Source organism: Actinomadura sp. KC216, from assembly GCF_004348535.1.
GTDB lineage: Bacteria > Actinomycetota > Actinomycetes > Streptosporangiales > Streptosporangiaceae > Spirillospora.
On the sequence record NZ_SMJX01000127.1, the window covers coordinates 1 to 22,056 of the forward strand.

A 22,056-nucleotide genomic window follows, 5' to 3' on the forward strand; every position below is an offset into this window, starting at 1 on the left:
ACCTTCCACCCACCCCAGACACCCAGCCGCCCCAATGTCAGCCCGCGATACAGCCAGTTGAGCGCGAGTTCAAGAGTTCGGCGCGCATAGAAGCACGCGGCTCGCGGATCGGCATTCGCGAGGCGCTCTGCCCGAACGGCTTCGTCGTGCAGATCAGGCCACTCGCCTTTGAGGAACCCGAAGTTGCTCACGAGACACCCCTACCTCATGGGTCAGATGCCCCGATCCTTCCACAACTCCCCCCGAAACGCCCGCTGTTGCAAAGATCCGAACAAGTCATCCAGGCCCGCCAGGCCGGCGAATTGCCGTTCCTTGCTGCGCGACACACTTTGCAAGCGCACCCCAAAATCCTGCTGCAACTCGAGCGGAGGAAGAGGTACCGGCAGCTTCCTGATGGGGCCTTGAAAAAGATTGGCCTGGCTGGACGCCTTCGCGCTTTGCTGCATTCGCGCCTTGAGCGCCGGTGTGCGCATGAGCGCCGCCAAATACTGGCTTGTCACGAGAGAATGATCTGGCTTGATCAGTGCGACACTCCGGACGAGCGACAGCGGTTCCTCCGTCTCCACTATCGCCACCCGCCCGATCGTGCCCGAACACGAAACAAGCACGTCTCCCGGTCGCGGATCACAGCGTCTACTGATACGGGCATACTCGGAAGGGCCGACATAATCGACCTTCTCGAAGTCGATGAACCCGTCTTGAACATTGCGCGCAGAGAGGAGCTTGATGCCGGAAGACGTACGCTTGGGTGTCAGATGCTCGCCGTCTGTGACCTGTGTGGAAATGGAGGCGATGTCGGAGACCGGCCATCTCCCCGTCCGTGCGCCCGGGTCGCCGAACATGTCGAAGAAGATGGCTTGGGCGAGGTCGTCGAGGAGGGCGATGGCCGCCCGCCGCTTCGCGCGCAGCGCATCCGCCTCGTCCAGTACCCTTGCAACTCTCTGCTGCTCATGAATGGCAGGGAAAGGAACCTTTATCTCGGCGACGACCGCCTTGGACAGCTCCTTGAAGGTCGCTCCGTTGCCCATATACTCCAGTTGGGAACGATGAGAGCGCAACCAGTAGTAGAGATAGTTCGCGTCGACTCTACCGGGATCCGGAACCAGGCTCTTGAATCCCTGGTTAGTGGCCATCGGGCGAGTGTTTATCGCTACATGGCCAATGGGGGCACGCGAGCTGAGGAGCACCGAGCCAACGGGGAGGACGGCCGCAGCACAACTACTCAGGCCGACGTCAGTGATCTTACGGGGCGTATCGCCGATGTGCTTGCCCTGCAAGTCGCTGAGGTCTTTCGGAGTGGCCCAGCAGATTTCCCCGTCCCAGTATTCCGCCACTCCGGTTTTGGGTGTCGCGCCAGAAACTATCTCGCAGCAGTCACCCAGACGCATTGTCGGGACGCTCATTTCAGCAGTCCCTTCAGCTCCGACATGCCCTGCTGAATCTCCGCTTCGAGAACTTCGAGGTCTTCGATGATTTCCAGGGGCGGGCGGTACTCGATGTCCTCGTGAACGATCTCCTTGTACCGGTTGATGCTCAGGTCGTAGCCCTGCTCGGCTATGTCCTGCTTCGGGACGCAGAAGCTCTGTTCCGTGCGGGCACGTTGCCGCTCGCTGCCGTCGCGGCGGTTCCAGCGGGCCAGGATGTCCGGGAGGTTGTTCCTGGTGTGGTCGGCCTCGGTGAGGGGCGTGCTGGGGTTCGGGCCGAGCTGGGCTTCGGCGAGGAGAGGGGTTCGCTTGTCGTCCAGGCTGAAGCCGTCCGCCGTCATGTCGTAGAACCAGACGTGGTCCGTGCCGCCGCTGTTGGTCTTCGTGAAGACGAGGATGGCGGTCGAGACGCCCGCGTAGGGCTTGAACACACCGCTGGGCAGCTTGACGACCGCGTCCAGCTTCTGGTCTTCCACGAGAAGTTGCCGGATGCCCTTGTGCGCCTTGCTGGAGCCGAAAAGGACGCCTTCGGGGACGATGACGGCGGCGCGGCCACCGGGCCTGAGCAGGCGGAGGAAGAGCGCGAGGAAGAGCAGCTCGGTCTTCTTGGTCTTGACGATCTGCTGGAGGTCCTTGGCGGTGGTCTCGTAGTCCAGGCTGCCGGCGAAGGGCGGGTTCGCCAGGATCAGGGAGTACTGCTCGGCCTCGTCGGCGACGTTCTCGGCCAGCGAGTCGCGATAGCGGATGTCCGGCTGCTCGATGCCGTGGAGGAGCATGTTCATGCTGGCGATGCGCAGCATGGTGCTGTCGAAGTCGAAGCCGTGGAACATGCTGGCGTGAAAATGCATCTGGCGAGTGGCGTCCATGAGGGCGTCGCCGTGCTCGCGTTGAACGTATTCGGCGGCGGAAACGAGGAAGCCCGCCGTTCCGCACGCGGGGTCGCAAATGTCGTCGTCGGGCCCGGGGTTCATCATCTCGACCATGAGCTGGATGATGTGGCGGGGCGTGCGGAACTGGCCGTTCTGCCCGGCAGTGGCGATCTTGCTGAGCATGTACTCGTAGAGATCGCCCTTGGTGTCACCCTCGCCGAGCGGGATGTCGTCCAAGAGGTCCACGGCCTTGGTGAGCAAGTTCGCCGTGGGAATGGTGAATCGGGCGTCCTTCATGTGGTGGGCGTATGTGGAGTCGTCCCCGCCGAGGCCGCGGAGCCAGGGAAATACGCCGTCACGCACTCTGGTGAACATGTCGTCGGCCGAGAGCTCCTTGATCTCAGCCCACCGGAGGACGTTGGTGTCCTTGGTGTAGATCGGGCTCACCGGCTCGCGTCCGCTGCGAAGGGCCTGGCGCTCCTTGCGCGTCTGGATGTCCTCCAGTCGGCGGAGGAACATCAGATAGGTGATCTGTTCGATGACCTCCAGCGGGTTGGAGATCCCTCCCGACCAGAAGGCGTCCCAGAGGCGGTCGATCTTGCTCTTCAGTTCACCCGTAATCACGGCAGGACTCTAGTGCATCGTGACACCACCTGCGCCCGATTCACGCAGGCCAGAGCCGGTCGCGCCCGTTCACGCCAGCGCTCGCGAACGCTCTTCGCGCATGGACGTCCAAGCCCATCGCCCACTGCGTGGCAGGCTTTCCGGCCGTCCGCCGTACGCGCCCGTCAGCGCCCCTTGAGCCCCTCGACAAGCCGCCGAAACTCACGGCGGCTCACAATGAGCCTTGGGCCTTGAGGGTCTTGGCTATCGCGCACTATAACAACACCCGGCGCATCAGCGACCTCAAGACAGTTGTCTCCAGATTCATTACTGCGAGACGACGTACGCCAAGTCACTCTGTCAGCACTAATATTCTCCCACGACTTTGCCGAGTAATCAGTATGTCGAGTTAAAGGTACTTGAGAATGTTCGTGAAGTGCTGGAATTCGCTGGTGCTGATGACGAGCTTGGGCCCCTCGGGATCCTTGCTGTCACGGAAAACCACGATCTCCAGGGCCCCTGCAACCTCCACACAGTTATCATTCTGAACGGTGCTGCGTGAAGCCTTGCGCCAGACTGCCTCGCTCAAATCCATGTTGCCTCGCAACAATGCTAGGTCAGCTCTTTGAGCTAGAGGTTCTTGAGAAGACGCACGAACTGCTGGAAGTCGCTGCTACCAATAATGAGCTTGGGGCCGTCAGGAGTCTTGCTGTCGCGTATGGCCACTACATCAAGGATAGCCGCTACTTCAACACACTGATCTCCGTCGTCGTGACTGCGGGATGCCTTGCGCCACGAAGCCCTACTCAGGTCCATCTTTCCTCGATCACCTTTCTTATCAGTGCTCTCGAATCTTCCGTGTTCAGGGATTGCGCGTTGAGGGTATGCATTACCTCGCTAATCTTCGAAAGCTCTGACGGGTCACGGGTCGTTTCACCGCCCGTAGCCTTGACGACGTAGCCCACCTCGCTTCGGTCGGCTTGGGTTGCGATGGTGAATGATGCTCGCACGCCTCGGTAGTAGCCAGTCTTGGCGATCTGCAAGAAGATTCCTTCCCGCAATGAGAGCTCGATCAGGTACTCGAGTTGCTCGCGCATGACGTCCTTGGAGCCGACCTGGCGGTGGAGGACGCTCTCCTCCATCACGACGCTGATCATAGGACGGGGGGTCCTGGACAAGAGCACCTGACGCTTCATCCGCGTAGCTACCGCGTCATCGTCGACCAGTAGGACTCGAGCATACGCCTCCGTCTGGAACAGCCCATAGACGAGATAGAGCTCATATACCCGCAGCTGGTCGGCAGACGCCTCCACCTTCGGGAACGCCACGAAGTGGGTCGGGTACCTGACCAGCTTGATCTGCTCCAGGAGGTCGTCCCACGCTTCGAGGATCTTGCCCTCGGCGTTGAGTGCGTTGTCGACGCGCTCGGCGAAGTCACGGCGGCACTTCGTCCGTCCACACTCGACATGGCTTACGTAGGACCGCGCGACGTTGACGAGGTCCGCCAACTGACCTTGCTTCAGGCCAGTCTCCTCGCGACACCGCTTGACAACGGTCCCGAAACCCACCAGCTCAGGGTCGATCTTCGGCCGTCCGCTACCAGTTGGGGGCACCGCTGTTCTCCTCCTCGATGCTAGTAGCGCGCCAGTGGCCGCTACTCGAATGTGGTTAATGCTCTGCTCTCCTGAGAGAGTACGCGCTTCTGTGGCTGGATGGTGGTCGTTCGATAACACAGGGTGATTACGGCGGGTACTTCCGGTTTGGCGGGTTGGCCCCGTTCGAGATCAGCCACCGTCCAAGCTGGGAAGGGGATCACCGATGCCCGCAGTGCTACTCGCGCCCGAGTCGCCGCCGCTGGTGCTGGAACCGTCCGACCAGGCGCCCGCGAAAGCGCGGTGCTACCTCACCGACCGGTTCCGCGAGCTGGGGCTCGCCGATGACTTCATCGGGCGGCTCGTGGTCACCGAGCTGGTGACCAACTCCTACAAGCACGTCGGTGTCGGCCGCATCGTCGTCCGCGTCTTCCCGGACGGATGCGAGCCCCTCACCGTCATCGAGGTCGAGGACGAGGGCACCGTCCTCCCGACCATCCGGGACGAGGACGGCGACGCCGAGAGCGGGCGGGGCCTGCTGCTGGTGGCGCAGATGGCCCACGACTGGGGTGCCCGGCGTCTCGGCGAGGAGGGAAAGCTCGTATGGGCCCGCTGCGCCCGTTGAGCGCCATGGCGGGCCGCCACCTGCTGAGGTGGCGGACCCGTCTGGGACGCGCCACGGCCATCCACCATCTCGACCTGCTCGCCGCGACCATCACGCCCATGGGCTACCGGTGCATCAAGCTCTACCAGGCCGACGAGTTCCCCACCCACCCCCCGGTCCTGTGGGTGTTCGCGTTCGGCCCGGACCGCCACGTCCGCGTCGCCGTGCACGTCCGCGCCGTACCCGGCGGGGACTGGGCCTACTACGAGGCGGGGCGCGGCAGGTACGGCTACCTCTGCCCCTGCGGCGACCCGAAGCAGGTCGCCGACCAGGTGGACGGCCTTCTCAGGCACCGCATGTTCCCGTCCACCTGGTAGCCGCTGGCGCGGTCGGAAAAATCACGATGACCCACGCTCCCGAGTCCCGGTACGGCCACAGAAGCACCTGCCCCGCCCCGGTACGTCCGGCAGGCCGCCTGGAAATCGATCTCGACATCGACCAGGCCCTCGACGACCTTCGCCACGCCTTCCCGGGCATCTGCTTCTGGCACGGCGAATGGAGCGGCTCACTGTGGGCACTCCTCCCTGACCGCCTGGTCGAGGCCCGAACCGCCGCCGACCTGGCCCGCCAGCTCCACGACTAGGCGTCAGTGGTGCGGTCGGTGATGGCTGCTGGGACGTGTGGGGTGCTTGACTTTATGTGCGCTTCAAGGCGCAGAATTCGGCTGTGGACCAGCAGACGGCAGATAGAACTGACGCGCTCCTTGCCCAACTCGACATCGCGGAGAACACCCCCGCTATGCGCGAGTTGCGCACGCGTTCCTACGAGTTGCTCGACCTCGCTCCGGACGCGGCGGTGGTCGACGTCGGGTGCGGGGCCGGGCGTGCGGTCGCGGAGATGGACGAGCAGGGCGCGCGGGCGGTCGGGATCGACCCTGCCGAGCGGATGATCAGCCTAGCCAGGGAGCGCTGGCCCAGTGCGGACTTCCGGGTGGCGGACGCCTACGACCTGCCCTTCGAGGACGCCTCGGTGCACGGCTACCGGGCCGACAAGGTGTACCACACGCTGGACGACCCGGCCCGCGCGGTCGCCGAGGCACGGCGCGTGCTCTCCCCCGGCGGGCGCATCGTGCTGATCGGACAGGACTGGGACACCCTCCTCATCGAGTCCGACGACGCCGCGCTCACCCGCACCATCGTGCACGCCCGCGCCGACATGATCCCCACGCCCCGCGTCGTCCGGCGCCAACGCCAGTTGCTCCTGGACGAGGGCTTCGCCGACGTCAAAATGGAGGTCCACACCTCGATCTCCACCGGCCCGGCGATGCTGCCCGTCCTGACCGACCTCGCCACCAAGGTGCAGTCGGTAGGCGCGATCACCGAAGCACAGGCCGAAGCCTGGATAGCCGAGCAGCAAGAACGCGGCCAGAACGGCCGGCTGTTCTTCGCCCTCCCAATGTTCATAACCGCCGCCACCCGCCCCTGACAACCGGTGTGTCCGGTCCTCCCGGGTGGTGTTGGGAGGACCGGACGGGTTTTGTGCGGGGCTAGGCCACGTCTAGTTCTCGGCGGCGTTCGGCCCATTGGAGGGAATGGCGGATCGCGTCCTCGATGGTGTATTCCGGTTTCCAGGCGAGCAATTCCGAGGCCTTTGCGGGGTTGACGAAAGCGCCCACCACGTCGCCGGGGCGGGCCGGGGCCTCTTCGGCCTGGAAAGCGTCGCCTACCACCTCGCGGAACGCTTCCACGAGTTCGCGGACCGTCGTGCCGCCGCCGGTGCCGAGGTTGATGACCTCGTAGCCGGAGCCCTCGTCGCGCGGCGGAAGGATCGAGTCGAAGCGGGCGGTGGCCTCGTAGAAGGCGCGGGCGATGTCCCAGACGTGGATGTAGTCGCGGATCGCGGTGCCGTCGCGGGTCTCCCAGTCCACGCCCGTGATCGTGAACGGTGTCCCGTGGGCGTGGCACTCGATCATCTTGCCCAGGGCGTGGGTCGGTTTGCTGTTCTGCAATCCGGTGCGGAGCTGGGGGTCCGCGCCGATCGGGTTGAGGTAGCGGAGGGAGATGACGCGGAGGCCGTACGCCTTGCAGAAATCCTGGAGGAGGAGTTCGGCCATCATCTTCGAGCGGGTGTACGGGTTCTGGGGCTCCAGCGCCGACGTTTCGGTGACGGAGAGGTCCGGCTCGGGCCGGTACATTCCGGCGGTGGACGCGAAGATCATCCGATCGCAGCCGTTGCGGACGAGATGGCCCGCGAGGTCGAGCGTTTTGGTGAGGTTGACGCGGTAGTAGCGGAGCGGGTCCGCCATCGAGTCGGGCACGACGATCAGCGCCGCGCAATGGACCGTCGCGACGATCTCGGGATGGGCCCGGAAGACCTCGTCGACCAGGTCGCCGTCCGCGATGTCGCCGCGGTAGAAGATCTTGCCGTCGGTGAACTCCGGCCGGCCCGTGACGAGGCTGTCGAGCACGACGGGCGTGACGCCGCGCTCGGCGAAGGCGGAGGCGATCGTGCTTCCGATGAACCCGGCTCCCCCGGTGATCAGGACTTTCATGGACCATCCCCTGATTGCCTGTCGAATGACAGGCATCAGAATCAGCAGGCGACCGCGCCCGGTCAACGTCCCGCACTCCCCGTGACCGAGTTCGGACGGGAGTGAACCTCGCGCCGCGAACCTGCGTCCGCGCACGCGACTTTCTGCCGGGGCGCGGAAACGCCCGTGTCCGCTCCCGGCCGCCGTCCGGCCGAGTACAGCGTTTGCAGGATCCGCCGGGCGCCGGGGCCGGTCATGGTCGGTGGATGGAACCGATCCGCGTCCTCATCGTGGACGATCACGCGCTGTTCGCCGAGGCCCTCGCGGCCCGGCTGGACCGCGAACCCGATCTGGTGATCCTCCCGATCGCCGCCGACGTGCGGCGCGCCCTCGCGCTGACCGCCACCGAGCGCCCGCGGGTGCTCGTCCTCGACGTGACGCTCGGCGGGGAGAGCGGGCTGGAGGTGCTGGACCGGGTCCGCGAGTCCGATCCGGAGGTCCGGGTCGTGATGCTGACCGCGATGAGCGACCTCGACACGATGGTGCGGGCCGTCCGGCGGGGCGCGGTGGGCTGGCTGGAGAAGACCGAGAGCGCCGACCTGGTCGCGCAGGTGATCCGGTCGGCGGCGTGGCGGGGCGGCTGGATCCCGCCGGACCTGCTGGGCGAGGTGCTGCGCCGGCTGCTGCGCGACGGCGGCGAGCAGGACCGCGGGGCGCGGCTGCTGGCCGGGCTGACGCCGCGGGAGCGGGAGGTCCTGCAGTGCATGGTCGACGGTCTCGGCCGCGCGGAGATCGCCGAGCGGCTCGGGCTGTCGGCGAACACCGTCCGCACCCACACGCAGAACCTGCTGGCGAAGCTCGGCATGCATTCCGCGCTGGAGGCGATCACGCTCGCGATGCGCGCCGGGATGCGTCCCTCGGACGGATGACCGGGCGCGGCGGCCTGATGCAAACGGCGTAGTCCGAGGTCGTCTTTTGCGCGATTGCTCCGCGAATCCCCGTTCTTACGCTCGCCCTTGAATGCTTGTCGTCCGGCCTGTCCGTGAAGGCGCCACCGTCCAGGCCCCCCGAGGACGAAAAGCATTCACGGAACCCGGAGGGAAGATCGTGGAGATCGACGAAGTCGCCGCGCGGGTGGTTCGCAGCTACTGGGCGCTCCTGCTGGTCATGACGGTTCTCCCGCTGGCGCTGGTGGCGCTGCTGATGAGCGGGCAGGAGCCGCCGTCGGTCGCGAAGTCCCGGCTGCAGTCCGGCGGCGCGGCGACCGACGCGGCGACCGGGGACGCAGGCGTGAGCATCGTCGTCAGCCAGGTGAAGGCGTTCGCGACCAGCGACACCCTGCTGCGCGAGGTGCTGCGGCAGAACCGGATCGACCGGTCGGCGCAGAAGGTGGCGAAGGCCATCGGGGTGTCCGGGCTCGGGACGTCCACGGTCGTGGAGCTGTCGGTGAAGGACGCCGACCCGGCCGTGGCGCGGACGCTGACGGACGCGATCGGCACCGCGGTCGTCCGGGAGATCAACGAGTCCAACCAGGGGTCAATCAGGCAGCGGATGGCCGAGATCGACAAGCGCGTCCGGGAGCTGGAGAAGCGGCTCGGGCCGCTGTCGCGGCGGGCGGCGGCGCAGCCGGTGCCGGACATCGACGCGGCCAACGAGCGCGAGCGGGTGCAGACGGAGCTGGCCGACCTGCGGTCGGACCGCTCGGCCCTGCTGACGCAGCTCACCTCGGCCGGGACGGCGACGGTCGTGCAGCCCGCGGTGCTCGCCCCGAAGACCGACCCGACCGTGATGATGTCGGCGATCGCCGGGCTGGTCGGCCTGGTCGGCGGGATCCTGATCGCGGTCGTCGCGGAGATGGTCCGGCCCACGATCCCGGGGCAGCGGCGGGTCGCGCGGCGGCTCGGGGTGCCGCTGCTCGGCTGGGCCGACCGTGGGCCCGCGCAGCTCGCCGACCTCGGCCGCCGGGTGCGGCTGGCGGCCAGGCGGTCGGGTGTCGGGCGGGTCGCGCTGGTCGGCGCGCCCGGGCCGCTGCCCGCCGAGCTGGTGTCGGCGGTGGCGTCGGCGGTGTACGGGGACGACACGCGGGCCGTCCCGTCCGCGTCGGCGCACGCCGAGGCCGCGGAGGACGACGACACGGACGGCCCCTCCCTCAACAGCGGCGGGCCCGGCGGCAAGAAGAGCGCGTCCGTGGTCCGCGCCGGCGCCGGCACCGCCGTCATGACGAAGAAGTCCGGCGAGGCGTCCCCGTCGGAGATCACCCAGCCGGTGCCGGTCCGCCGGCTGTGCCACGTGCACGCGTTCGAGGACATCGACCCCGGCTCGGACGAGACGGTCGGCGTGGTCGTGGCGGTCGGGCCGGTGACGACGGTGTCCGGGCTGGAGACCGTCCGCGACCTGGTCGCCGCGTCCGGGTGGCCGCTGCTCGGCGTCGTGGCCGCGTCCCGCAAGACGAAACCGTCCCGCAAGACGACGTCCCGTTCCACCACATCCCGCAGGCCCGGCAGGGCGCGCGACATCTAGGAGCAACCAGATGAGTTCAGCCGTTCCGTTCTGCGTCCCGCCGCTCACCGACGGGGTGCCCGACGCGGTCGCCAAGGTGCTCGACTCCCGGTGGCTCACCACCGGCCCGGAGACCGCCGCGTTCGAGCAGGAGTTCGCCGACCATCTCGGCGCCGCGCACGTCGTCGCGGTCGCCTCGTGCACGAGCGCGCTGGAGCTCAGCCTGCGCGCGATGGACCTGCCGCCGGGGTCGCCGGTGCTGACGCCCAGCCTGACGTTCTGCGGCGCGATCAACGCGATCCTGCACGCCGGGCACCGTCCCGTGTTCGCCGACATCGACGAGGAGACGCTGGTCCTGAGCCCGGAGACGGTCGCCGCGGCCGCCGCCCGGGTGAAGCCCGCCGCGATGGTCACCCAGAACCAGGGCGGCTACCCGGTGGACGTGCCCGCGCTCGCCGAGGCCGCCGGCCTCGCCCGGACGAGGGTGGTGGAGGACACCGCGCACGGGCCGGGCGCGGCGCGCGGCGGCAAGCCCGTCGGGTCGCAGTCGCACGCGGCGTGCTTCTCCTTCTACGCGACGAAGAACATGCCGATCGGGGAGGGCGGCGCGGTCGCGACGGGCGACGAGGAGTTCGCCGACAGGGTCCGGTCGATGCGCCTGCACGGGATGAGCAAGGACTCGTGGAGGCGGTACCTGCCGGGCGGGAGCTGGCGGTACGACGTGAAGGCCATCGGGCTGAAGGCGAACATGACCGACGTCCAGGCGACGATCGGCCGCGCCCAGATCCGGTCGCTGCCGGGCTGGCAGAAGGACCGCGCGGAGCTCGTCGCCCGCTACGACGAGGCGCTCGCCGACGTGCCCGGGGTCGTCCTGCCGGGGCGGAACAGCCTCGAAGGCATCCAGCACGCGTGGCATCTCTACCAGGTGCGGGTCCCGGACCGCGACGCGGTCGGCGACGCGATGCAGGCGGCGGGCGTCGGGACGTCCGTCCACTTCATCCCGGCGCACCAGCTGACCGCCTACCGGCAGATCCTCGGCGAGGACGAGTGCGGGGACCTGCCCGTGACCGACCGGGTCGGCGAGGAGCTGCTGTCGCTGCCGCTCTACCCGGGCCTGTCGGCGGACGGCCAGGACAGGGTCGTCGCCGCCCTCGCCGAGGCGCTGCGGGCGCGGAGCTGACGTGCGCTGGTTCCCGCCGCACCGGCCCCGCCGGGCGGCCGTGCCCGCCGCGGACGGCGTGGCGCCGCCTCCGGCCGGGCCGTTCGCGCTGCTGCTGGACCGGGACGAGATCGTGCTCGCCGACCCGCGCGGGCGGCGCCTCGTCCGCGGCCGGCGGGTGCTCGTCACGGGGGCCTGCGGGACGGTCGGCGGCGCGCTGTGCCGGCGGGTCCGGCGGCTCGGCCCGGCCGCGCTGTGCCTGGTCGACAAGGACGGGCGCGGGCTGGAGCGGCTCGCCCGCGAGCTGGCCGGGGAGCCCGGCGGCTGCCGGGTCACCCTCGCCGCGGCGGACGTGCGGGACGCGGACCGCGTCGACGCCGTCGTCGGGGACGCACGGCCCGAGCTGCTCTTCCACGCGGCGGGCCTGCACCGGCTCTCCGCGGTCGAGGACGATCCGTGCCGTGGCGTCGCCGACAACGTGCTCGGCACCCGGCACGTCGTCGACAGCGCGGTGCGGCACGGGGTGCGGCGCCTGGTGCTCGTCTCCTCCGACCGGGCGGCGGAGCCGACGTCGGTGCTGGGCGCGACGATGCGGCTCGGGGAGCTGCTGCTGCGGACGGCGACGGGCGGCCCGACCTGCTTCGCCGCCGTCCGGGTCGGCGACGTCATCGGCGCGCCGGGCGCGCCGCTCGGCCCGCTCGCGCCCCGGATCGCGGCCGGGGAGGTCATCACGGTCGCGCATCCGGAGGCGGCACGGCACGTCATGACGGTGGCGGAGGCGGCGGGCCTGCTGATCGAGGCCGCGGCGCTCGCCGAGGAGGCCGAGACGTTCGCGCTCGACCTCGGCGGGCCCGTCCCGGTGGTCGATCTCGTGCAGCGGTACGCGGCGCAGCTCCACTCGCCCGCGGTGACGATCAGGTTCAGCGGGCTGCGGCCCGGCGAGAAGCTCGCCGAGAAGGCGTTCGCCGACTCCGAGCCGCGGCTCCGCACCGCCCATCCGAAAATCTGGGGGACCCGGGCCGCGCCGCCGCCCGCCGGGCTGCCGCGGCTGCTCGACGCGCTCGCGGCGGCGGCCGAGGCGGGCGACGCGGACGGGGTGCGGCTGCTGCTGCGCCGCCTCCTGCCCGAGTACCGGCCGCCGCGGCGCCCCCTCCCGGCCTGTGAGGTGATCCATGACAACAGGTAGGAAGCTGCGGGTCGCGCAGGTGATCACCCGCTTCAACGGCGGCGGCGGGCGGGTCGCGCTGAACGGGGCGCTGGCGCTGCCGGACGGCACCTACGAGCGGGCGATCGTGACCGGCGGCGTCGGCATGGACAGCGAGCCGTCCGCCGGGCGCGGCACCGTCCTGCACGGCGAGGAGGCCGTGGCGAACGCCGCCGCCGGGGACCTCACGCCGGACGCGCACCGCGCCGGGATGGAGGTCGTCCAGGTGGGGCCGCTGGTGCCGCAGATCTCGCCGCGCGACGACTTCGCCGCCCTGTCGACCCTGACGAGGGTGCTCGCGGAGGGGCGGTACGACGTCGTCCACACGCACTCGTCCAAGGCGGGCGTCATCGGGCGGCTCGCGGCGGCCCGCGCGGGCGTGCCCCGCATCGTGCACACCTGGCACGGGTTCCCGTTCCACGAGTTCCAGTCGTGGGCGCGGCGCACCGCCTACATCCGCCTCGAACGCATCGCCGCGAAGCACACCGACGCGTTCCTCGGGGTCGGGACGGACACGGTGACGACCGCGCTGCGGCTCGGGCTCGCGACGCCGGAGCGGGTGCGGCTGTCGTGGCCGGCCGTGGACGTCGACGCGTACGCGACCGCCCCCGGCTCCAGGGCGCAGGCGCGGCGCCGCCTCGACCTGCCCCTCGGCGTGAAGGTCGTCGGGTCGGTCGGGCGGCTCACCTTCCAGAAGGGCCCCGAGATTTTCGTGAAGGCCCTCGCCCGGCTGCCCGAGGACGTGTTCGGGCTGTGGGTCGGCGGCGGCCCCATGGCGGACGACCTGGCGAAGCTCACCGCGAGGCTCGGCGTCGGGGACCGGATGCGCTGGCTCGGGCACAGCGACGACGTCGCCGCCGTCCTGCCCGCGTTCGACCTGATGGCGATGGCGAGCCGCTGGGAGGGGCTGCCGTGCGCGCTGGTCGAGGCGATCAGCGCCGGGATCCCGCTCGTCGCGACGGCCGTCCCGTCCAACCAGGACCTCGTCCTCGCGGGCGAGACCGGCCTGCTCGTCCCGCCGGAGGACCCGGAGCGGTTCGCCGGGGCCATCGCCGCCATGCTGGACGATCCGGCCGCCGCCGAGCGGATGGCCGAGCGCGCCCGCGGCCGGGTCGGCGACTGGTTCTCCCCCGCCCACCTCGGCACGGTGCTGGACGAGACGTACCGCGGCACGTCCAGGCGGCCCTACCAGCGGTCATGACGGTCACCGCGACCCGGGCGGCGCCGGCCCCGGCGCCGCCCCTGGAACCTCCGGAGCCCCGGCGGCGGTGGCGGCCGGAGGCGGTCGCCCTCGTCGCGGGCATCGCGTCGCTGCCGATGCTGATGCCCGCCGGGCTCGCGCCCGGCCCCGGCAACACCGCGATACCGGACGTCGTGCTGATCGTGCTCGTCATCACGACGTTCCTGTGGGCGGGGACGCGGCAGCTGCCCGTCCGGTGGCCGTTCCTGCTGCCCACCCTGCTCACGGTCCTCGCGGGCGGCATCGCCGCGCTCGCCAACGACGACGTCGGCGTGCTCACCCTCGTCAAGGACGTGTTCGTCCTGCTGTGGGCGGTCTGCGTCGCCAACCTCGGGCGCGACCCGTCCCTCCTGCGCGTCGCGCTGCGCGCCTTCGTCTGGATCGGCACGCTCTACGCGCTCGTCATGATGACCGGCTTCGCGATCGGGAACGACGCGCTGTCCGGCAAGCAGGTCGACGGCGAGCGGCTCCAGTTCACCTTCGGGGACGCCAACTACACGGCCAACTGGTTCATCTGCGTCTTCTTCATCGCCCGCGCCACCCGCTTCCCTGAGAAGAAGTGGCAGCGCTGGACGGTGTGCGGGATCCTCATCGCCGCCGAGCTCCTGACGGGCTCGAACGGCGGCCTGCTCGCGCTCTGCTGCGCGCTGCTGCTCGGCTACCTGTTCCGGCTGTTCCGCGAAGGGAAGGCGCACCACGCCGTCGCGGTCGGCGCCGCCGCGGCCTTCTTCGGCGGCAGCGCGGTCGCCGGGATCACGCAGATCGACGTCCAGCCGTACCTGGACCGCGCCAGCGAGATGTCCCCGATCCTCCGCGACTCCATCGGCCGGACGACCGGGGAGAGCACCGAGTCGCGCAGCACCGTCTTCACCACGACCTGGCACATGATCGTGGCCCAGGACCATCCGTGGGGCATCGGCGCCGCGCAGACCGAGACGCAGATGCTCCTCCGGCAGGAGACCTACGTCCGCGAGGCGCACAACGACTACATCGCGTCCGTCCTCGAACGCGGGTTCATCGGCGGCCTCGCGCTGATCCTCATGGTGTCCGTGCTGGTGCTGATGTGCGTGCGGATCGCCCGGCGGGACGCGCTGAGGCCCGAGTACGCGCGGCTCGTCCCGCATCCCGAGCTGTTCGGGGCGCTCATCGCCGTGTTCCTCATCTGCGCCCTGTTCTACGAGGTCCTGCACTACCGGCACGGCTTCGCGATCTTCGGCCTGATCGCCGCCCTGGACCTGTTCGGCCGCCGCGCCCGGCGGCCGCATCGCCCACTGGCGTTGGGGCCGCAGGTGAACTTCGTTCCCGACCTGCGGAAAGCTTCGGAACACGAGATGAGCCCGCGCGCCACGACGGTCGCCGCCGCGCCGCCCGACTCCAAGGGCGACGCGATGAAGGCCGTCCGGAAACGGCTCGTCTCGCTCGTCGCCGGGAACATGGCGGCGCGGGTGGGGGCGCTGGCGTCGCTCGGGCTCGCGACGGTCCTCGTCGCGCGGGTCGGGGGGCCGAAGCTCGTCGGCGCGTTCACCCTCGTCCGGATCCTGCCGGGACTGCTCTGCCACCTGTCGAACGCGGGGCTCCCGGCCGCCGCGCCCTACTTCCTGGCGCGCGGCGACCGCGACCAGAGCCGCGTCCGGCCGACGCTCGCCTGGCTGACGGTGATCGGCGCGGTCCTCGCGGGCGTGAGCTGGCTCGCGCTGAGCCCGCTGCTGTTCCTCGTGTTCTTCAAGTCGTTCGGCATCTGGGTGACGCTCGCCGCAGCCGTCCCGTCGTTCACGCAGGGGTTCGTGTCCGTCGGGAAGGGCCTCCTCCAGGGGACCGACGACCCGCACGGCGCGAGCCTCGCCATCGCCGTCGAGGAGTTCGTGTTCCTGCCGATCTACGTCGTGATCCTGCTGGGCTGGCACGGGCCGGGCGCCCTCGTCGCCGGGCTCGTGCTCGCCGACATCGCCGCCGCCGCGTGGATCGCGCGGCGGCTGGCGGGGCGCGGGTTCTTCCGCGGCTGGGGGCGACCGGACCGGCGGCTCGGCAGGTCGATCGCCGGATACGGGTTCCGCGGCTACGTCGGCCAGCTCATCGACCTGCTCCAGCTCCGCTTCGACATGGCGCTGCTGGGCGCGCTCGCCGGGCCGAAGGTCCTCGGCGTCTACACGGTCGCGAGCAAGTTCGCGGAGCTGGTGCAGCTGCCCGGCCTCGCCGTGAACTACGTCCTGTACCCGGACTTCGCGCGGGAGGACAAGAAGAGCGCCGCGCGCCGCACCGCCGCGCTCATCCTGCCCGCGCTCGGCATCTCCGTCCTGGCCGCGCTGCCGCTCGCGCTCATCGCCGGGACGGCGCTGCCGTGGGTGTTCGGCGACGTGTTCGACGACGCGGTCGTGCCCACCTACATCCGTCTCGCCGGAGTCGTCACGTTCGGTGTGACGGGTCTCGTCATGGCCTACCTGTACGGGGTCGGGCGGCCGGGGGCCGCGTCCACCGGGCAGGGCATCGGCCTGCTGGTCGTCGTCGTGCTCGGCATCGTCCTGATCCCGGCGCACGGCGCGGGGGGCGCCGCCGTCGCGACGTCCGTCTCCTTCGTCGCCACCACGGCGGCTCTGCTGGTCTGGTTCCAGCACGTCAGGAACAAGGGGTGACCATGTCCGAGGACCTCATCGCCCGTCCCGTCGAACCGAGCGACGGCATCGCGCCCTCGCGCGGCCGGCGGGCACTGGACATCGCCGGGGCGCTGGCCGGGCTGCTGATGTTCTCCGTCCCGCTGGTACTCGTCTACGCGCTGGTGCGGCTGACGAGCCGGGGCCCGGGGATCTTCCGGCAGACCCGGGTCGGGCAGGGCGGCCGGCCCTTCACCATCTACAAGTTCCGGACGATGCGGCAGGACGCCGACGGCATGAAGGTCACCGCGACCAGCGACCCGCGGGTCACCCGGGTCGGCCGGGTGCTGCGCCGCTTCTACCTCGACGAGCTGCCGCAGCTCGCGAACGTGCTGCGCGGCGACATGACGCTCGTCGGGCCGCGCCCGGAGACCTACGACCTCGCGGTGTACTACGACGCGCGCTGGCGGTGGGTCTTCGACCACCGGCCGGGGATGACGGGCGTGTCCCAGGTCCGGTTCCGGGACTGCGACGTCCTGCCGCCCGGCGAGGAGGTCGACCTCGCGTTCTACGTCGAGCGGCTCGCCCCCGCGCAGGCCGCGGTCGACGCGGTGTACCTGAGCGACCCGTCGATGCGCGCGACGCTCCGGACGCTCGCCCAGACGGTCTGGTACGTCCTGGGGTTCACGGTCCCGCCGCTGCGGGTATCGGCGGACGGGAAGGTGACGGAGATGGCCCCGCCGCTCGACGCCGCGCATCCCGCCGAGGAGCCCGGGTCCGCCGCCTAGGGCGTGCCGGAAAGGTGAGCGCATGGACTTCCGGGACGTCCGGTTCCAGATCACGGCCATCGCCGCGCTGATCGCGCCGCTGCTCGCGGGGCTCCTGGTCTACGCGCGCGGGGAGCCGTCCGGCCGCGAGACGTACCGGGGGCCGCTCGCCTCGCCCGGCGCGCCCGCGAAGGGGCCGGGCGGGACGCGCCGCCTCGCGCTGAACACCGAGCCCGCCGACTACCCGCGGCTGCGGGCGCTCGGCTACGACCTCGTGGACGTGCAGCCGGACGACGCGCTCGTCGCCGGGGTCCCGGCCGGCATGCGGGCGATGCTGTGGGTCGGCAACTTCACCTGCGGCGACTTCGAGCTCGACTTCCCCGCGTTCACCCGGGCCGTCCAGCGGTTCGGGCGCGACCCGAGGGTCTACGGCTGGTACCTGTCGGACGAGCCGAACCCCGCCGAATGCCCCGGGATCGCGAAGGAGATCCGCCGCCGCGCCGACCACCTCCGGCGGCACGCGCCGGGCCAGGTCTCGTTCATCTCGCTCACCGACTGGCCGATGGGGCCGCTCACGCCGGAACGCGCCGGCGTCGACCTGGTCGGCCTCGACCCCTACCCGTGCAAGGGCTCGGCGCGGGCCCAGGAGCGCTGCGACATCGGGGCGATCGACCGGATGGTCCGGCTGGCGGACGACGCGGGCATCCCGCGCTCACGGGTGGCGCCCGTCCTGCAGGCGTTCGGGCAGAGCTGCTCCAGCGGCGACAAGCAGTACTGGCTGCCGACGCGGGCCCAGTTCCGCGAGATCCTCGCCCGCTGGGACCGCCTCGCGCCGCGCCCCCCGCTGGAGATCACCTACTCCTGGGGCCACCAGGACGAGTGGGCCTGCCCCACCCTCGCGGACGCCACCGGCGGCGCCCACCCCGACCTGCAGAGCCTCATCAAGGCCCGTTACCGGTCCCGCTGAGCGGTCCCGCCGAGCGGGGCTATTTCCCTCCCGGATTCTCGGCCACGGCCGGATGTCCCGCACCGGACGACGGGACGGGGAAGTCCAGCGACCCGATCTTCAGCGCCAGGACTTCCATCACACCGATGACAAGAACGAAGGCGACGGCCAGCAGACCGAGCCGCCTCCGGCTCAAACCACGCACTCTTCAATCCCCCCAGACAAGCAGGCTGGAAACCTAACACGACACGACGTAGGTCCCATGTCAGACACGCCCCACCTGCCTCGGGGATTGCACGCTCGCACGGTGATTCAGGTCACTTTCCGGCTGGTAAGATTTGCGGCTCTGGCGTTGACGCATTCGCCGGAGGCCAGATCGAAGGCGAAGTTGTGGGCGAGGCAGTGGATCCGCCCGTCGCGCACGACCGCGCCCACCGACAGGTCCTCGCCGGCGTGCGGGCAGTAGCGCGGGATGTCGTAGCGGGCGCCGTCGCAGGAGACGGTGATCCGCTCGGACTCGTCGCGCCCGGTCTCGTACTCCTCGACGGCCTCCAGCGCGGGCGCGTTGGCGTGCTTGAGCAGGCCGACCAGGTAGTCGTTGTAGACGTCGGGGTCGCGGTAGAGGCTGAGGCGGAACGAGATGAGCAGGTCCTCCCACGCCATCCGCCCGGCGAGGACGCCCTCGATCCAGCGTCCGGCGGTGGTGATCCGGTAGTGCGGGCGGACGGCCTCCGATGCCGCGGCCACCCGGACGCCGTCCGGGCCGAAGTCCACGTCCCAGACGCCGCCGTTCGGGCCGGTGACCTCGAACCGCACGGTCATGGATATCTGCCGCAGGAAATAGTCGCTGAGCCCGCCGAGATACTCGAAATGGGCGGCGAACCTGTCGAAAAGGCCGGGGCCCGGCTCCGGATTCATCGCCATCACCCCGGCGATGGCGGGCGCGCGGTCGGCCGCGTACCGCTTGAGGTAGTCGGCCCGGTCGGCGTCGGCGAAGGAGAACTCCGCCGAGACCGGGTCGCGGGTGATCTCACCGGTGTCGAGGTCGATGGCGTCGCCGGGTTTGAAGGCGTCCCAGCGCTGGCCCGGCAGGTGCTCGCGCAGCCATTCCATGGCCGCTTCGGGGTCGCAGAACGCGCCGTCCTCCTGGCCGAGCACCCAGTTCAGATGGTCGACCTCCGCGTCCAGGAAGCAGGGCGGCCCGGCGAACGGGACGGCCAGTTCGGGCGCGGTCTGCCGGACGAGCCGCTGCACCGCGCGGAGCTTCGACACCCGCTTGTCCATGGATATCTTCGCCATCTCCGCGGCCGGGTACCGGTAGCAGATCGGATGCCAGGACGCCCCGGACGCCTGCACGGCCATCAGGTCGAGCCGCCCGCCCGCGAGGTGCTTGGCGCGGCGGGCCTGCGCGGCGGTGAGCCGGGCGTCGTTGCCGTGCAGGATCCCGCGGCCGTCGGCGACGACGAGAAAGGCGGCGTCATGGCACATCGGGGACAGTTCCGGAATCGCCGTGATCCAGGAGCCCCGATTGTCGAGCGGGAATTTCTCCCATGCCGTCAGCTCGATTATCTGCCGGCCGCCTGAGGCGGCCGCCATGCGCTCGCGGAAGGCCGGTCCCGGATAGCGCGGAATGAGGATTCGGGTCCTGCCCGGAAGCCGGTCCAGCACCCACGGGTCGAAATGATCTAGGTGCTCGTGCGAGACGGCGATCCAGTCCGCGTCGAGCACCGCGGCGGGGTCGAGGTGATCGTTTCTCGGGTACTGGTGCCAGGCTCCGAGAAAGGCCCCCGTTGGAGCGAGCCACGGGTCCGCGAGCAGGTGGAACGCGGCCGCGTCCACCGCGATCCCCGCATGTCCGAGAAAAGTGACCTTCGGCATGTGCCGACTGTCCCTCCAGCGGGCCGCGGGCGCACCCGCCCGAATGCGCAAAGCGGCTACGCCGTAGGCATGAATGAAAAGCGCCCGGATGTGACAGGGGGAACTGACAATCTTGACCCGGACGTGCTGTCAATCAGTAAAGTTCACCCGCTGCGGTGCGTGTCCGGTTCTGGACAGATAGTGGTCCGTTTCGGCCATTTCCTGGACATCGTGCGTATCACAGAGAGAACGTTTAGGACGGTGCATGAATAACGTACGGGGGGACCCATGGACAACGGGTGGTCTCGGTTTTCTCCGGCGGAACCTCCCGCGGGCGTGGGCACGCTCGCGGGCACAGGGCCTCGGGAACCAGGGCCCGGCGACGAGCTCCCCGCCGCCGGCGAATCAGCGAACGGCGAAACGACGACCGGCGGGCCGCACGTCCTGTGGCGGCGGCGGCTCCGGCACGACATCCACCACGAACTCGGCACGATCATCATGCTGGCCTCCGCCGTCGCCGTCGCGGAGGACGTCGGCGACACCAGCCGGGCCCGCATCGAGCAGCTGCTCGGCGAGACCCGGTGGCTCGACCATCTGCTGCGCCGCCTCGACGAAGACGCGGACGACGAGAACGGCGACCGCCCGCCCCCGAGCCCGGAGCGGCTCCGGGTGGACGACCTCACCGCCGAGATCGTCACCGCGATGCGGCTCGCCACCCCGCACGAGTTCGGCTTCAGCGGCCGCGAGGCATGGGCGCACATGGACCCCGTCGCCCTGTGGCGCGCCGTCCGCAACGTCCTCGACAACGCCTGCCGCGTCGCGGACGGGCGCGTCGACGTGCGGGTCGAGGTCGACAACGGCTGGGTCGTCATCCAGGTCGACGACGACGGCCCCGGGTTCGGCGCGGGCCAGAGCGCCGCGGCGCGGGCCCGGGGGCACGGCAGGCCGAGGGCCGCGCGGCGCGGGCTCGCGTCGCTGGGGCTCGGGATCGTCCACGACCTCGTCTCCGGGTACGGCGGCAGCCTGGAGATCCGCACCTGCGAGATGGGCGGGGCGCGCGTCCGGATCCTGCTTCCGGCGGCACCGCCCCCGGACACGGCGGCCCCGGACACGGCGGCCCCGGACACCGCCGAGCGGCACGCCGACCTGCACGCCGACGACTGGCGGCCCCATCCATGAGAATGGTCATCTGCGACGACCACGCGGTCTTCGCCGAGTCGCTGTCGCTCGTCCTGGCGGACGCCGGGCACACCATCGTCGGGGTGGCCTACTCCCCGGCCGACGTGATGCCCCTGCTGCGGATCAGGCAGCCCGACCTGTGCCTGATCGACCTGCAGTTCCCGACCGGCACGGCCCTCGACTGGATGCCGAGGCTGCGCGCCGCGTCCCCGCACACCAGGTTCGTCGTCCTCACCGGGTTCCTTGATCAGCCGGTGCTGGACGCGGGCGTCGAGGCGGGCGTGCGGGGGTTCGCGCACAAGGGCCAGCAGGCCCGCGACATCCTCACCGTGCTGCGGCGCGTCGCGGGCGGCGAGGTCGTCACCGACCAGCCCGCCAGGCGCGGCGGGACGCGGCCCCGCAGCCGGGCGCAGCAGGTCGCCCGGTTCCTCACCCCGCGCGAGCGGGAGGTCCTGACGCGGCTCGCGCGCGGCGAGTCGACGCAGGCGCTCGCCAAGGCGATGGGGGTGACGCGCAGCACCGCGCGCAGCCACGTGCAGAGCGTGCTCAGCAAGCTGGGCGTGCACTCGCAGCGGGAGGCGGTGATCGAGGCGGCCAGGCACGGACTCGTCAGCGTGGAGACCGGGGAGTGGCTCGCCGGCTGACCCCCTCGGCAAGGCGTGCGTCTAACGGACGGCCGAATCCGGACCTTTCAGGGTCCGGGCGCGACGCGTTAGCGTCCGTCTTGCAGAGGAGGTTCCCATGCCTCAACGGCGAGGCGCGCTGCCCATCACCGACGCCGGGGTCGTCGACTGCGCGGACGCCTACGCGCGCGGCGTCCCGTTCGACCGGCTGGAACGGCTCCGGGCGAAGACCCCGGTGGTCTGGCTGGACGGCCGCATGGCCGGCCGGCCCGGCTCCTGGGCCGTGCTGCGCTACGCCGACGTCCACCACGCCCTCACCCGCCCGGAGCTCTTCGCGCCGCAGGGCGACGGCATCCTGCACGGCCCCGTCAC

24 protein-coding genes and 1 pseudogene are annotated in these 22,056 nt (G+C 70.2%); 15 read left to right on the top strand and 10 right to left on the bottom strand.

Annotation, left to right across the window (positions count from 1 at the left end):
- The 7 genes from E1264_RS22120 to E1264_RS22150 form a co-directional block, all read right to left on the bottom strand.
- Positions 1–191, bottom strand: a 191-nt coding sequence (locus tag E1264_RS22120) for a DUF4145 domain-containing protein (protein WP_132176502.1), incomplete at its 3' end; no start/stop codon positions are given.
- A gap of 21 nt (positions 192–212) precedes the next feature.
- Complete coding sequence (locus tag E1264_RS22125; protein WP_132176504.1) at positions 213–1,403, bottom strand: restriction endonuclease subunit S; 1,191 nt, start codon at positions 1,401–1,403, stop codon at positions 213–215.
- Entirely contained in the window at positions 1,400–2,917 is a 1,518-nt protein-coding gene (locus tag E1264_RS22130) for a class I SAM-dependent DNA methyltransferase (RefSeq protein WP_132176506.1), read from the bottom strand. The genes E1264_RS22125 and E1264_RS22130 overlap by 4 nt, the downstream gene beginning before the upstream one ends.
- 164 nt (positions 2,918–3,081) lie before the next feature.
- Positions 3,082–3,252 (bottom strand): DUF397 domain-containing protein, encoded by a 171-nt coding sequence (locus E1264_RS22135; RefSeq protein ID WP_347813413.1) that lies wholly within the window; start codon positions 3,250–3,252, stop codon positions 3,082–3,084.
- A gap of 53 nt (positions 3,253–3,305) precedes the next feature.
- A complete protein-coding gene (locus E1264_RS22140; RefSeq protein ID WP_132176508.1) occupies positions 3,306–3,491 on the bottom strand; it encodes a DUF397 domain-containing protein in 186 nt (61 codons plus the stop codon).
- Positions 3,492–3,526: 35 nt separating this feature from the next.
- A complete protein-coding gene (locus E1264_RS22145) occupies positions 3,527–3,712 on the bottom strand; it encodes a DUF397 domain-containing protein (protein ID WP_132176510.1) in 186 nt (61 codons plus the stop codon).
- Positions 3,703–4,464: a helix-turn-helix transcriptional regulator gene (locus E1264_RS22150; protein WP_165964304.1), complete on the bottom strand. Its 762-nt coding sequence runs from the start codon at positions 4,462–4,464 to the stop codon at positions 3,703–3,705. The genes E1264_RS22145 and E1264_RS22150 overlap by 10 nt, the downstream gene beginning before the upstream one ends.
- Before the next feature lie 250 nt (positions 4,465–4,714).
- Here E1264_RS22150 and E1264_RS22155 point away from each other — a divergent pair, with 250 nt between their 5' ends.
- The 4 genes from E1264_RS22155 (at position 4,715) to E1264_RS22170 (ending at position 6,577) form a co-directional block, all read left to right on the top strand.
- Entirely contained in the window at positions 4,715–5,113 is a 399-nt protein-coding gene (locus E1264_RS22155) for an ATP-binding protein (protein WP_132176514.1), read from the top strand.
- Positions 5,092–5,469 (top strand): hypothetical protein, encoded by a 378-nt coding sequence (locus E1264_RS22160; RefSeq protein WP_132176516.1) that lies wholly within the window; start codon positions 5,092–5,094, stop codon positions 5,467–5,469. The genes E1264_RS22155 and E1264_RS22160 overlap by 22 nt, the downstream gene beginning before the upstream one ends.
- A 26-nt stretch (positions 5,470–5,495) precedes the next feature.
- Complete coding sequence (locus E1264_RS22165) at positions 5,496–5,735, top strand: hypothetical protein (RefSeq protein WP_132176518.1); 240 nt, start codon at positions 5,496–5,498, stop codon at positions 5,733–5,735.
- Positions 5,736–5,818: 83 nt separating this feature from the next.
- Entirely contained in the window at positions 5,819–6,577 is a 759-nt protein-coding gene (locus E1264_RS22170; RefSeq protein ID WP_243711088.1) for a methyltransferase domain-containing protein, read from the top strand.
- Positions 6,578–6,638: 61 nt separating this feature from the next.
- Here E1264_RS22170 and galE read toward each other — a convergent pair whose 3' ends face one another.
- Entirely contained in the window at positions 6,639–7,643 is a 1,005-nt protein-coding gene (gene galE, locus E1264_RS22175; protein WP_132176520.1) for a UDP-glucose 4-epimerase GalE, read from the bottom strand.
- 245 nt (positions 7,644–7,888) lie between these two features.
- On the opposite strand from galE, the gene E1264_RS22180 reads away from it, so the two are divergent.
- The 8 genes from E1264_RS22180 to E1264_RS22215 all read left to right on the top strand — a co-directional run bounded on the left by E1264_RS22180 (position 7,889) and on the right by E1264_RS22215 (position 18,046).
- Positions 7,889–8,551 (top strand): response regulator transcription factor, encoded by a 663-nt coding sequence (locus E1264_RS22180; RefSeq protein ID WP_132176522.1) that lies wholly within the window; start codon positions 7,889–7,891, stop codon positions 8,549–8,551.
- A 178-nt stretch (positions 8,552–8,729) separates the two neighbouring features.
- Positions 8,730–10,142, top strand: a complete 1,413-nt coding sequence (locus E1264_RS22185) for a hypothetical protein (RefSeq protein WP_132176524.1) — start codon at positions 8,730–8,732, stop codon at positions 10,140–10,142.
- 10 nt (positions 10,143–10,152) lie between these two features.
- Complete coding sequence (locus E1264_RS22190; RefSeq protein ID WP_132176526.1) at positions 10,153–11,301, top strand: DegT/DnrJ/EryC1/StrS family aminotransferase; 1,149 nt, start codon at positions 10,153–10,155, stop codon at positions 11,299–11,301.
- Position 11,302: 1 nt separating this feature from the next.
- Positions 11,303–12,466, top strand: coding sequence for an SDR family NAD(P)-dependent oxidoreductase (locus tag E1264_RS22195; protein ID WP_132176528.1), 1,164 nt, complete (start codon positions 11,303–11,305; stop codon positions 12,464–12,466).
- Entirely contained in the window at positions 12,453–13,685 is a 1,233-nt protein-coding gene (locus E1264_RS22200; protein ID WP_132176530.1) for a glycosyltransferase, read from the top strand. The genes E1264_RS22195 and E1264_RS22200 overlap by 14 nt, the downstream gene beginning before the upstream one ends.
- Positions 13,682–16,354 carry a lipopolysaccharide biosynthesis protein gene (locus tag E1264_RS22205; protein WP_132176532.1) on the top strand — a complete coding sequence of 891 codons (2,673 nt, stop codon included), beginning with the start codon at positions 13,682–13,684 and terminating at the stop codon, positions 16,352–16,354. The genes E1264_RS22200 and E1264_RS22205 overlap by 4 nt, the downstream gene beginning before the upstream one ends.
- 2 nt (positions 16,355–16,356) lie before the next feature.
- The gene (locus E1264_RS22210) at positions 16,357–17,100 is read left to right on the top strand and encodes a sugar transferase (protein ID WP_132176534.1); all 744 of its coding nucleotides are present in this window, start codon (positions 16,357–16,359) and stop codon (positions 17,098–17,100) included.
- A gap of 22 nt (positions 17,101–17,122) precedes the next feature.
- Positions 17,123–18,046 carry a hypothetical protein gene (locus E1264_RS22215; RefSeq protein WP_132176536.1) on the top strand — a complete coding sequence of 308 codons (924 nt, stop codon included), beginning with the start codon at positions 17,123–17,125 and terminating at the stop codon, positions 18,044–18,046.
- 19 nt (positions 18,047–18,065) lie between these two features.
- Here the strand turns inward: E1264_RS22215 and E1264_RS43565 are convergent, their stop codons facing one another.
- Together E1264_RS43565 and E1264_RS22220 are read right to left on the bottom strand one after the other, a co-directional pair.
- Positions 18,066–18,230, bottom strand: coding sequence for a hypothetical protein (locus tag E1264_RS43565; RefSeq protein ID WP_165964305.1), 165 nt, complete (start codon positions 18,228–18,230; stop codon positions 18,066–18,068).
- A gap of 107 nt (positions 18,231–18,337) precedes the next feature.
- Positions 18,338–19,903, bottom strand: coding sequence for a Rieske 2Fe-2S domain-containing protein (locus E1264_RS22220; protein ID WP_132176538.1), 1,566 nt, complete (start codon positions 19,901–19,903; stop codon positions 18,338–18,340).
- A 315-nt stretch (positions 19,904–20,218) separates the two neighbouring features.
- Here E1264_RS22220 and E1264_RS22225 point away from each other — a divergent pair, with 315 nt between their 5' ends.
- From E1264_RS22225 to E1264_RS22235, 3 genes and pseudogenes are all read left to right on the top strand, one after another.
- Entirely contained in the window at positions 20,219–21,061 is an 843-nt protein-coding gene (locus tag E1264_RS22225; RefSeq protein ID WP_165964306.1) for an ATP-binding protein, read from the top strand.
- Positions 21,058–21,705, top strand: coding sequence for a response regulator transcription factor (locus E1264_RS22230; protein WP_132176542.1), 648 nt, complete (start codon positions 21,058–21,060; stop codon positions 21,703–21,705). Before E1264_RS22225 ends, E1264_RS22230 begins: the two co-directional genes overlap by 4 nt.
- 97 nt (positions 21,706–21,802) lie before the next feature.
- A pseudogene (locus tag E1264_RS22235) lies at positions 21,803–22,056 on the top strand (hypothetical protein); the annotation flags it as partial.

Bases quoted from the DNA above. Each gene is read 5' to 3' on its own strand.
- E1264_RS22205 (WP_132176532.1), top strand. From the start codon at position 13,682: ATGACGGTCACCGCGACCCGGGCGGCGCCGGCCCCGGCGCCGCCCCTG.
- E1264_RS22180 (WP_132176522.1), top strand. From the start codon at position 7,889: ATGGAACCGATCCGCGTCCTCATCGTGGACGATCACGCGCTGTTCGCC.
- galE (WP_132176520.1), bottom strand. From the start codon at position 7,643: ATGAAAGTCCTGATCACCGGGGGAGCCGGGTTCATCGGAAGCACGATC.
- E1264_RS22145 (WP_132176510.1), bottom strand. From the start codon at position 3,712: ATGGACCTGAGTAGGGCTTCGTGGCGCAAGGCATCCCGCAGTCACGAC.
- E1264_RS22190 (WP_132176526.1), top strand. From the start codon at position 10,153: ATGAGTTCAGCCGTTCCGTTCTGCGTCCCGCCGCTCACCGACGGGGTG.
- E1264_RS22215 (WP_132176536.1), top strand. From the start codon at position 17,123: ATGGACTTCCGGGACGTCCGGTTCCAGATCACGGCCATCGCCGCGCTG.
- E1264_RS22230 (WP_132176542.1), top strand. From the start codon at position 21,058: ATGAGAATGGTCATCTGCGACGACCACGCGGTCTTCGCCGAGTCGCTG.
- E1264_RS22125 (WP_132176504.1), bottom strand. From the start codon at position 1,403: ATGAGCGTCCCGACAATGCGTCTGGGTGACTGCTGCGAGATAGTTTCT.
- E1264_RS22210 (WP_132176534.1), top strand. From the start codon at position 16,357: ATGTCCGAGGACCTCATCGCCCGTCCCGTCGAACCGAGCGACGGCATC.
- E1264_RS22220 (WP_132176538.1), bottom strand. From the start codon at position 19,903: ATGCCGAAGGTCACTTTTCTCGGACATGCGGGGATCGCGGTGGACGCG.
- E1264_RS22140 (WP_132176508.1), bottom strand. From the start codon at position 3,491: ATGGATTTGAGCGAGGCAGTCTGGCGCAAGGCTTCACGCAGCACCGTT.
- E1264_RS22165 (WP_132176518.1), top strand. From the start codon at position 5,496: ATGACCCACGCTCCCGAGTCCCGGTACGGCCACAGAAGCACCTGCCCC.
- E1264_RS22155 (WP_132176514.1), top strand. From the start codon at position 4,715: ATGCCCGCAGTGCTACTCGCGCCCGAGTCGCCGCCGCTGGTGCTGGAA.
- E1264_RS22200 (WP_132176530.1), top strand. From the start codon at position 12,453: ATGACAACAGGTAGGAAGCTGCGGGTCGCGCAGGTGATCACCCGCTTC.
- E1264_RS22160 (WP_132176516.1), top strand. From the start codon at position 5,092: ATGGGCCCGCTGCGCCCGTTGAGCGCCATGGCGGGCCGCCACCTGCTG.